The 9,811-nt window shown below is 68.7% G+C and carries 8 protein-coding genes, 1 pseudogene and 1 CRISPR repeat array; of the genes and pseudogenes, 6 read left to right on the top strand and 3 right to left on the bottom strand.

Annotated elements, in window-relative coordinates; genetic code table 11:
- Positions 1-87: 87 nt before the first annotated feature.
- On the top strand, positions 88-783 hold the full coding sequence (locus tag ACFWEP_RS10665) for an NUDIX domain-containing protein (protein WP_387368588.1): 696 nt from the start codon (positions 88-90) through the stop codon (positions 781-783).
- Here the strand turns inward: ACFWEP_RS10665 and ACFWEP_RS10670 are convergent.
- Positions 752-1,222, bottom strand: coding sequence for a hypothetical protein (locus tag ACFWEP_RS10670; RefSeq protein WP_387368590.1), 471 nt, complete (start codon positions 1,220-1,222; stop codon positions 752-754). The two genes, ACFWEP_RS10665 and ACFWEP_RS10670, sit on opposite strands and share 32 nt — an antisense overlap.
- 364 nt (positions 1,223-1,586) lie before the next feature.
- Between ACFWEP_RS10670 and ACFWEP_RS10675 the strand changes: the two genes are divergently transcribed.
- The gene (locus ACFWEP_RS10675) at positions 1,587-2,513 is read left to right on the top strand and encodes an alpha/beta fold hydrolase (protein WP_387368592.1); all 927 of its coding nucleotides are present in this window, start codon (positions 1,587-1,589) and stop codon (positions 2,511-2,513) included.
- Between the two features lie 274 nt (positions 2,514-2,787).
- Positions 2,788-4,005, top strand: coding sequence for a lipase family alpha/beta hydrolase (locus tag ACFWEP_RS10680; RefSeq protein ID WP_387368594.1), 1,218 nt, complete (start codon positions 2,788-2,790; stop codon positions 4,003-4,005).
- A gap of 387 nt (positions 4,006-4,392) precedes the next feature.
- Here ACFWEP_RS10680 and ACFWEP_RS10685 read toward each other — a convergent pair whose 3' ends face one another.
- A complete protein-coding gene (locus tag ACFWEP_RS10685; RefSeq protein ID WP_387368596.1) occupies positions 4,393-5,193 on the bottom strand; it encodes an alpha/beta fold hydrolase in 801 nt (266 codons plus the stop codon).
- 343 nt (positions 5,194-5,536) lie between these two features.
- On the opposite strand from ACFWEP_RS10685, the gene ACFWEP_RS10690 reads away from it, so the two are divergent.
- The 3 genes from ACFWEP_RS10690 to ACFWEP_RS10700 all read left to right on the top strand — a co-directional run bounded on the left by ACFWEP_RS10690 (position 5,537) and on the right by ACFWEP_RS10700 (position 9,020).
- Positions 5,537-6,808, top strand: coding sequence for a glutamate-cysteine ligase family protein (locus ACFWEP_RS10690; protein ID WP_387368598.1), 1,272 nt, complete (start codon positions 5,537-5,539; stop codon positions 6,806-6,808).
- A gap of 30 nt (positions 6,809-6,838) precedes the next feature.
- Positions 6,839-7,894, top strand: coding sequence for a hypothetical protein (locus ACFWEP_RS10695; protein ID WP_387368600.1), 1,056 nt, complete (start codon positions 6,839-6,841; stop codon positions 7,892-7,894).
- A 61-nt stretch (positions 7,895-7,955) separates the two neighbouring features.
- Entirely contained in the window at positions 7,956-9,020 is a 1,065-nt protein-coding gene (locus ACFWEP_RS10700; protein ID WP_387368602.1) for an alpha/beta hydrolase, read from the top strand.
- 86 nt (positions 9,021-9,106) lie between these two features.
- Positions 9,107-9,378: a CRISPR direct-repeat array (repeat unit 28 nt; unit sequence GGACCATCCCCGCACGCGCGGGGAGCAC).
- Between the two features lie 366 nt (positions 9,379-9,744).
- Here ACFWEP_RS10700 and ACFWEP_RS10705 read toward each other — a convergent pair.
- Positions 9,745-9,811, bottom strand: a pseudogene (locus ACFWEP_RS10705) (arginine deiminase family protein); the annotation flags it as partial.

The following is a 9,811-nucleotide window of genomic DNA, read 5'->3' on the forward strand; positions in this document are numbered from 1 at the left end:
GTGTCCGGGCGAACCTCTGGACGAACGCGGCACCCTCGGCCGGGTAATGCCTTGCGCGCTCTCCGAACCCCGAACACCATCGGGTCCATGAGAGCAGACGTGCGGTACGACGACGATGCCCTGGTGCTCACGAGCGATGTGACGGAGGTCGGCCTCTACCACCTGCCCCGCGCCGGAGAACCGACGGACGAGAGCCGCCGCCGGGCCCTCACCCTCGCGGAGGCGCTGCATGCGCGCATCCGGCCGGTCGGCACGGCGGAGCAGGTGCTCCGCGACTGGGCGGTCAGCGGCCCGAAGAGCGGCGCGGCCCGGTGGAAGGACCCGACGACCTCCGTGCCCAAGCGCGTACGGGCCGGTGCGATAGTCATCCGCGACGGACAGATCCTGCTCATCCAGCAGTCCGACCGCCGTGACACCTGGTACGAGATCCCCGGCGGCGGCGTGGAGGCGGGGGAGACCCTGCACGAGGCGGTGCTGCGGGAGTTGCGGGAGGAGACCGCGCTCGCCGGGAGCGTCGACCGGGAGGTGGCCCGGGTGTGGAAGGAGGAGACCCGGCAGCACTACTTCCTCGTACACGCCGAGGGCGAGACCGGCGCCGAGGACCAACTCGACAACTACGGGGGCCGACCCGTGTGGATGCCGGTGGCCGGACTGCCCGGGACGGCGCTCTGGCCGAGGCGTCTGAGTTGGCGCATCGCCCACTGGCAGCATGTCGGGTGGCCCGCATCGCCGATCGAACTCGCCGACAGCGTCAAGGACTTGGGGAAGCCCTGCACGTGGTAGGCGCGGCGTGCCGAGGCTCGGTGGCGGGTCCGGAGCCCGGGGAGCCTCCGGGGACGCCGTGCGCGCCGCACCCCGCGTGCGACAGCAGTACGTACGTCAGGGGGCGCACGTTCCACTCCAGGTGGCGGCCCTTGCGGAGCCGGAGCACGAACCCGCAGGGCTCGCCCCGGTACAGCGTGCCGAGGACGGGAATCCAGCTGCCGTGATCCGCCCGGCGGCGGGCCTTCACGGCTTCGTGCGGAGGCAGGCCGAGGACGTGGCTCGCGCGGAGTTGGCTGCGGATGACTCGGACGGCGTCGTGCGGGGTGGGCAGGACGCGGAGGTCCAGGGGTCCGGGAACGAAGCCGTTCGCGGGCCCGTAGCGGAGCACCTCGAACCGTAAGCCGCTCCGCCGTCGAGCCTCGGCGGGCTCGGGTGTCGTCCGGAGCGAGTTGCGCATGGTGGACCGTCCGATCGCAGCGTCGGGGCAGGAGTGCCCATGCGCCCGCATGGCTGCGGGCAGGGCGCGTCACGTCGGTTCGGGGGGCGGTCGCGCGGTGCGGGGCGACGGCCTTGACGACGTAGGGTGACGCACGTGTGACTCCGGGGTGTGGTGCAGTAGTCGAGGTCGCGGCGAAGCAATCGCCCACCGCTTGCCCGGCCCGCCCGGCCTGTCCTGGGGATATCCCCACCCCGCTCACTGGCCCCAGCGGCACCGCCGATCGGCGTGCCAACCGGATGGTCCCGGGGCGGGCGCGCTCGGAGGATGGAACGTGACCGATCGGCTTCGATCGTGCTCCGTTTCCAGGCACCGAGGACCACCCATGTCACGCATGCTCCCGCTCTCCCGACGTACCCGCCGTGCGCTGTCCGCAGTCGCTCTGCTGGCGGTCACCGGCGGGATCGTCACGGCCTGCGGAGAGGAGGATTCCGCCGCCACGAAGGCGGCTCCGCCGAAATCCTCGGCGTCGGCATCGACTCCGGCGGGGGCGTCGAAGCTGCACATGGTCGACAGCGATGGTCACCAGGTCGCTTTCCACGTCACCACGGGCCACGGCCCCACCATCGTCCTGGACGCGGGCGGCGGGGAGGACTCCTCGTACTGGAACGACATCGTCCCCCGGCTCCACGCGGACACCGGTGCGACGGTCATCACGTACGACCGGGCCGGCCTCGGTCGGAGCGAGGCGGTGCCCGGGGGCTGGGACGTGGAGGCCGCCGTCGGCGACCTCAAGACGGGGCTCACCGCGCTGGGTGTCACCAAGGACGTGATCCTGGTGTCCCACTCCCAGGCCGGCGAGGTCGCGACCTACTTCGCCAAGGAGAACCCGAAGGAGGTCTCCGCCTCCGTGCTCGTGGACGCCAATCTGCCGCCGTTCTTCACGGACCAGGAGATCGCCCGGCTGGTGGCCGCGACCCAGCCGGAGCTGGACGCGGCGAAGAAGGACCCCAGCGCCCCCGCGAACCGTCAACTGATCGCGACCGCCGAGAACTTCACCCCGGCCCACCAGGCGTACAACAAGATGTCCTGGCCGGACAGCGTCCCCGTGGACGTCATCGTCTCGGAGAAGACCCCCTTCGACGGATCGCCCGAGGACGCCCAGCGCTGGCGCGACGCAGCCGCCTCGTTCGTCCGGCAGGCGCCGAACCGGACGCTCGTCACCGCGACCGGCAGTTCGCACGACGTACCGAAGGACCGGCCCGACTTCGTGGTGGAGCAGATCGAGAAGACGGTGTCCGCGCGCGGCTGACCGCGACGCCGCCGGTTGCTGGACGTACGAAGCGGGCACGGCGGGTACAGGTACGGCTTCCCTCCGGGGTGCGCGCGGGCCGGTCGGAGGGCCCGCGCGGGGGCCGGTAAACCTGGGCGTCACGCTTCCCCTATAGGGATGAACCGGGACGCATCCTCTCGCCCGGGTGTTCCGGGCCTGCTCATGATGAGCCCTGTCTCGGTGACGTCCCTCAGTTCCCGTGCCCGCTGTTCCGGCGGGTCGCTGGGGCGTGCGCAGACGGAGGAGCATCACATTGTCCGGTCAGCAGGCTGAGCAGGGCGTCGGCGAGTTCGCGGTCGGCGGGGCGGTCCACGCCAAGGCGATGAGCGCGAGCCCGGCGCCCCGGCCCGACGAGGAGTGGGAACTCCCGAACGGTTTCGCCCACGTCTTCCACGGCGAGAACCACGACGGCATCCGTAGGCCGGTCCTGCTGGCCGACGGCTTCAACCTCGGCCCGTCCGACCTGGAGAAGCTCTTCCAGGGCCTGGACGGCGGCGGCGATTACGCCCTCCTCACGGAGATCCGCCGGTCCGGCCGGGACGTCGTCCTCATCGGCTACGACGAGCGCAGCGCCTCGATCATGGACAACGCCAAGACCGTCACCGCCGCCATCCAGCGCACCATCGCGGAGCGGCAGGGGAGTGCCCCGCTGACCGTGGGCGGCTTCAGCATGGGCGGGATCATCGCCCGGTACGTCCTCGCCAAGCTGGAGGGCCAGGGCATCGATCACCAGACGGCGCTGTACTTCTCGTACGACACCCCGCACCGGGGCGCCGTCATCCCCATCGGCCTCCAGGCCTTCTCCTACTTCATCCCCCTGGCCAACAAGTTCGCCCGGCAGATGGACAGCCCGGCCGCCCGCGAGATGCTGTGGCGTCATTACGACCGTGAGACGGAGACCGTCGGTGTCGCCCCCGAGCGCGAGAAGTTCCTCGCCGAGCTGCGCTCGGTCGGGTTCTGGCCGCAGATCCCCCGCCTGATCGCGGTGGCCAACGGGCGCGGCGACGGCCGGGGGCCGACCGTCGACCCCGGCCAGGTCGCACTCGCCAGCGTCGGCGAGCTGGTCTACCCCGGCACCACCTTCTACACCCAGTCCGAAGGCCACGAGGTCGTCGTCGCCGAACTGAAGCGGCTCTTTCCGGCCGCCGAGAAGACCATCACCACCAGTGGCTTCCCGGAGCTCGACGGTGCGCCCGGCGGCACACTCGACTCGTACGGCATCCTCGCGGAGATGCTGGAGAGGTTCGGCGCCGAGATCGAACTGGACCACGCCGACATCTGCTTCGTCCCGACCGTGAGCGCCGTCGCCATCCGCGACGTCGACCAGCCGGACGACCTCTACGCCAACGTCCACGGGCTGCCGCCGGAAGAGAGCGACCTCGACGAGTTCCTCTGCTCGTCCGAGACCACCGGGCACACCCGGATCACCGGGGAGCTCGGAGGCTGGCTCTTGGAGCGGCTGCCGGACTGAGGCCAAACCCTTCTCGCCTCGGTCCGAGGAAGGGGAGCCGCATCCGGGGCGGGTTCACGCGTGGACCCGCCCTCCGGGTGTTCGGGGGCGTCCGGGTGCCTGGACGATCGGCGGCGGAGCCTGAGAAAGCGGAGCTCCGCGTCCTCTTCGGACATTCCCGCACGGGAGGAGCTCGCGACATTCCCGCACGGGCGGAGATCGTCTGTGCGAGGAGCCGGGCGAAGGATGCGCAGGCTCAATGTCGTGTGGGGGATTCACCTGTCCGTCGGGCTGTCGGTCACCGCTTCCCGCACGGACGTCGCGCAGGGCGTGATGCGGGTGGCGGGGAGGGCCAGCGGCTCGGCCGGTTTCGGCAGCCATCGCGAGCGGCGCTGGTGGAACGGGAAGTCACACGTCCCCACCACATGCGAGTGACTTCAATTCAGGGGAGAGGAAGTCCGCCTCGATGAGATCGAAGTGATCGAGACTGGTGACGTCGAACGAGACGTGTGTCGCGTCCGTTCGCTGATCCCGTAGAGCCGCCCGCATTCCCGAGAGATGCTTTTCGTAGTCGGCTGAAAGGACAATGCTCACCGCGTCGGCGATGTCCGCTACCCGGGAAATTCGCCGACCGAATTGTCCATATCCGGAGGGTTGCCAGTATCGCATCATGTCCTGTGCCATTTGCTGTACTTGGGCGAAATCCTTCGAGGTGACTTTCAGGGCGTACGCGCACAATGCGCGGAAGGCGTCGAGGTTCCCGGCCAGACCGATCACGTTCTGGAAGGCCTGCGTCGGATCGTCCCGGTCGGCGGCGGCGAGGATCTTGGAGAGCGTCATCGTCGACTGGTTCACGTTGGGGTCGAGAAGCAGGACGCCCGCAAGGGGGAGTTCGGGCGTTCCAGGGGTCGCCGCCCAGTGTTCGGCCAGCTGAAGGACGAGATCGGCACCCAGGGAGAAGCCGACGAGAGTGATCCGTTTGCCAGGGTGGTCGTGGTGCAGTTTGGCGATGAGTCCGGCCACCATCTCGACGTGCCGTTCGACGGGAACGGGTGGTAGAGGCTCGGGGTGCCCGGGGGCGTAACCGGCGAGGCTGACGGCGACCCCGTGGATGTCGTGTGTCTCCAGGTACTCCTGGTAGTCCGTCGCGTCCAAGCCCAAGCCGTGGAAGAACACATTGACGGTGGCGGAATCACTGAGGCGCTCCATGTAGGTCAACTGTCCGAAACGCCTGTGGTGCAGGTGACGGGAGAGTGGGGTCGGCGGCATGTATTCGGCCAATCTCTTGAGGCCATGGCGGAGGGTTGTTGTCGAAGACCCAGACGATAGTCCAGTACCCGGCGCCGAGGTGCGGGAATCGGCACTCTTCCCCGCACGCCCGGCTGATTCTCCGCGCATGACCGCCCTGGACGGGGAGTGTCCTGTCTGGCCTAATGGATTTCCGTGCGAAGGTCCGTCGGGACGCCGAACGGTCATTCCCTGCGGGATGAGCTTGATCCATTGACCACTGGTGGTTAAACGGGCCGAAGGGCGTGCTTCATTGGAAAGTGCGTTGACCGAATCCGAAGCGGAACGCCTGATCTTCGACCATTCCCTGTCACGGGACCGGGTGGGACGCATCGGGGTCGAGTTGGAGTGGTTCGTCCTACCGGTGGGAGACCCCGGCCTGCGCCCCGGTCGTCAGGAGCTGGCTCGCTTGGCCGACACCCCCGGGCAGCCTCTCCCGGCGGGCGGAGTGCTCTCCTGGGAGCCCGGGGCGCAGCTGGAGCTCAGCAGCCTGCCGCGAGACTCCCTACCCGAATGCGTCGATGCCGTCACCGCCGATCTGCTGGCCTTGAGGAGTCGTTGCGCCCAGGCAGGAGTACGGCTGCTCGGAGCCGGGCTCGACCACCGGCCCGCACGGTTCATCGTGCCGCTCCCCCGATACCTGGCGTTGCGGAACTTCTACGCCCGAATCGGTGCCGATGGCGACGAACTCCTCTGCAACACCGCCTCGTTGCAGGTCAATGTCGACGCGGGTGACGACTCCGCCGGCTGGCGGGGACGGTCTCGCAGATGGCTGATCGCCAACGCGTTGGGGCCGCTGCTCATGGCCATGTTCGCCAACTCCCCCGTCAGAGACGTCCAAGGACCGTCCGGGCACTTCGCGGTCTCGGGCAGGCAACTGCTGCGCTTCCGGGCGGACCGTCTGCGCACTCGCGCGTTACGGCCGGCAGGGGATCCGCGCCACGTGTGGACCCAGTTCGCCCTCGACTCGCAGGTTCTGGCGATCCGCCGCTCCGAGGGCCCGTTCGACGTACCCGTACGGGAATCGAGCGGAGCAAGCGGCCCGGGGGACCAGTGGGAGCCCGCGCCCGAAGGGCTGTCGCTCCGGCGGTGGCTGCGCGGTGGCGGGCCTCGCGCGGTGGGCGTCGATGATCTTTTCCATCACCTGAAGTTCCTCGTTCCCCCGGTCCGGGCCTGTGGCCACCTCGAATTGCGCATGATCGACGCGCAGGAGGAGGACGACTGGATGGTGCCCGTCGCCGTCGTGGCTGCCCTCTTCGACGACGAGGCGACCTCGGATGTCGTCCACCACCTGCTCCGCGGCGTGGGAACGCAGCCGACCAGCCGTGAGTGGACCGACGCGGCCCGTTACGGGCTCGCCGCTCCCGGGCTGGCCGAACTCGCCCGGACGGTCATGACGGAGGCGGTCGCGGGAGCACATCGGCTCGGCGCTTCCCACGAGGTGACGGAAGCCGTCGAGCGATTCGCGGACACCTTCACCCTGAGAGGTCTCTCGCCCGCCCATCAGCATCTGCCCGGTCACGTGGCCGTCCCATGACGTCCGGCCCAAGACGAAGGAGACAGTCCCGTGTTCGCTGCACGTAAGGATTCGCTGCTCAGGACGCTCGACGACATGGGCTCGCACCAGCAGGGGAACCACGGATGGTCCCTGTTCCACGAAAGCCTCGGCCGGGTCGCCCGTACGGACCCGACTCCCGGGCTCGACCGGCTGCTCACCGCCCTGTGGTCGCAGCGTCCGGACATCAGCGACGCTCACGCCATCACCCTCCTCGGCATAGCCGTACGGCAACTGGCGGAGCAGGAGGGCGGGCCGGACGAGGTCTTCCGCGGCGAACTCCCCATCGAGAGTCGCAGTGCGGTCCTGGAGCGGGCGCTGGACGAGAACGCGGGCGAGGTGACGCGCCTGATGGAGAACCACTCGAACTCGTACACCGGGGCGCGGCGCTTCCTGCTCCCGCAACTCGTCGTCGGAGCCTTCGCCCACGCTCGGAGGATCGAACGCGTCCGGCTCCTCGACCTCGGGACGAGCATCGGGCTGCTGCTGCGACAGTTGAACAATCGCCCGGTCTACGAGCGTTTCGCCGACGATCTCCGCTGGCGTCCCAAGGCGCCTCCCTACCGGGAGATCCCGCTCGACTTCCTCCGCGGTGTCGACCGTCCCCCACTGCCCACCCTCGACTGGGTGCGCACCTGCCACGGTCCCTCCGACTACTACGAACGCCGGTTCGAGGAAGTCCTGTGGTCCCTCGGACAGTCGCGTGCGGCGGCAGACCCGTTGATAGAGGAGCTCGACATTCTGGACCTGCTCAGCCTGTCCCGGTTCCTGGTGGCGCACGAGATCAACGTGGTCACCTGCAACTTCGTCCTCTACCAATACTCCGAGGAGATCAGGGAGCGGATCGTCGAAACAGTCAGGAACTCCCTCGCCGCGCCCGGAATGCTACTCAGCATGGAACCGAGTCACGAGCTGACGCAGATGGGATGCACCGTGCGCGCGTATCCCGCCGGAAGCGAAGAGGTGCTGCACATCGCCGATGTTTCTGACGCCCACTTCATGGGGGAAGTGACCCTCCACGAAGGACTGGAAGCATTGACGGGGGCTGGGTGGCGCGGTGAGCCTTAGTTCGGTTCGAATAGAGAGAGCGGCAGAGTTCGCGAGGCGGCATAAAGTCCTGGTCGCGACGGTGGGGGGCGTCATCGGCGCCGCCATCGGAATTTACAGCGACGAGGCACGGTCGATCATCAGTTGGACCTGGAGCCATGTGGTCGCGGGCGGAACCCTGGTGATCCTCGTCGTCGCCGCGGTCTTCTCGCTCGCCTGGTGGGTGCGCGGTCTCGCGGAGCGCCGGCGGGAGACCCGCCGTGAGGTGGTGCGCCGCTACTTCGAGATCCACGCGGACGACTTCGAGGAGGATCTCCCCTCGGACAACGCCGTCATCGGCAGGCAACTCTGGTACGCCGAGCGTCGCACGGAATCCCCTGACCTGGTGATCCTGTTGCACGGGCTCGGGCTCGACGCGGACGACTTCCGTCCCTTCATGAACGTGGCGCGGCAGCACACGGTGTCCATCACGCTGTTCGGCCACAACGTGGAGGAGGCCAGGGACGAGCGGTACCGGCCGATCGGGATTGCGGCCCATGCCGATCTGGTGAGTGGCGCCATCAACAATCTGCACCGGCAGTATCCGAACAAGCGCATCACTCTTGTCGGATTCTCGGTGGGCTGCGACATGATATTTCGCCTGGCCGACCTGTGGCGCGATCACCCGGAGCGCCAGCCCAAGATAAAGGCCGCCTTGCTGCTCGACCCCAACATCAATCATTCGACGATGATCATTTCAGGGAAGGTGGCCCAACTGGACTCGGATCGTCCATTGGCGGAGTTGAAGCGCATCGCCCAGATTCCCGAGTCTCTCGTGGAGTTCCAGAACTTCTGTGAGTACCTGCACAAGATCAGTGGAAAAGACCTGAGACAGGTACAGCGGCACGCCGCGGACCTCTGGGACTACTGGGAGCCGGACGGGCAGTACGAACTCTTCTTCCAGCGGATCGCGCGCATCATGGCCATCAGCGATCGGACGCGCGTCTTCTTCTCGCTCCACTTCGAGCAGCGGTTCAACGATGTCGTCGCCCTCGCCCGGCAGCGCGGCATCCGGCAGGTGTTCGACATGCGGAGAGTCGACCACTTCGAGTTCTGCCGGGACGCCTTCCTCAAGGAGGAGGTGCGGTTGCTCGTCCGGGGCGGGTGAAACGGGAGGGGCGACACTTCGTGGCGGCCGCCGCCGGGGTGCGCGTGCGGCACCGCAGTACCACCGGGCGCCTCGACGGCGACGAGGGACCATCCCCGCACGCGCGGGGAGCACGCGGCCGGCACCTACGACGTCGACCTGGAGTGGGGACCATCCCCGCACGCGCGGGGAGCACAACGACGCGGCGAGATGTGAGACCACGGCGACGGGGCCATCTCCGCACGCGCGGGGAGCACGACCGGGTCATGCTCATGTTGGACGAGGCCGCCGGACCATCCCCGCACGCGCGGGGAGCACAACGCCTGCGTGATCGGCACCTCCGCGACGACCGGACCATCCCCGCACGCGCGGGAAGCACTCTTCCTGACCTGGGGCGTTATGACGCCGGAAGGCCGCTGGAGGCCAACCTCGCCGAGTCCGGCATAAGGTGCTCGCCTTCCCGGTTCCAGAGGGCGCATCGCAACCCGTCACGGCGCGCCCGTACGGAAGGGCAACCGCCCCCGCCGGGCGCTCCCCGAGCGTACCCAGCCGCCACCCGCATCACCGCCACCTCCGCCGATCCGCCGCCACGAGCCCTGCACCGCACGCACCCTGCGTCGCACCGCACCGCGCCCCCACGCGCCAAGGGCCGCCCCTCCCGAGCGGGGAGGGGCGCGAGGGGGCGCCGAGGAGGGGTGCGGGGATCGGGTGCGGCCGAGGAGTGAGGGCGAGGTCGAGGGGTGCGGCTGCGTTCGTAGGTGAAGACGACGCCCGGTTCGAGGGCGACGGCGTTGTTGCCGCTGTCCCACTGC

This window comes from Streptomyces sp. NPDC060198 (assembly GCF_042728415.1).
Classification (GTDB): domain Bacteria; phylum Actinomycetota; class Actinomycetes; order Streptomycetales; family Streptomycetaceae; genus Streptomyces.

Coding starts and splice junctions, on each gene's coding strand:
- ACFWEP_RS10675 (WP_387368592.1), top strand. CDS start 1,587: ATGTCACGCATGCTCCCGCTCTCCCGACGTACCCGCCGTGCGCTGTCC.
- ACFWEP_RS10670 (WP_387368590.1), bottom strand. CDS start 1,222: ATGCGCAACTCGCTCCGGACGACACCCGAGCCCGCCGAGGCTCGACGG.
- ACFWEP_RS10665 (WP_387368588.1), top strand. CDS start 88: ATGAGAGCAGACGTGCGGTACGACGACGATGCCCTGGTGCTCACGAGC.
- ACFWEP_RS10685 (WP_387368596.1), bottom strand. CDS start 5,193: ATGGAGCGCCTCAGTGATTCCGCCACCGTCAATGTGTTCTTCCACGGC.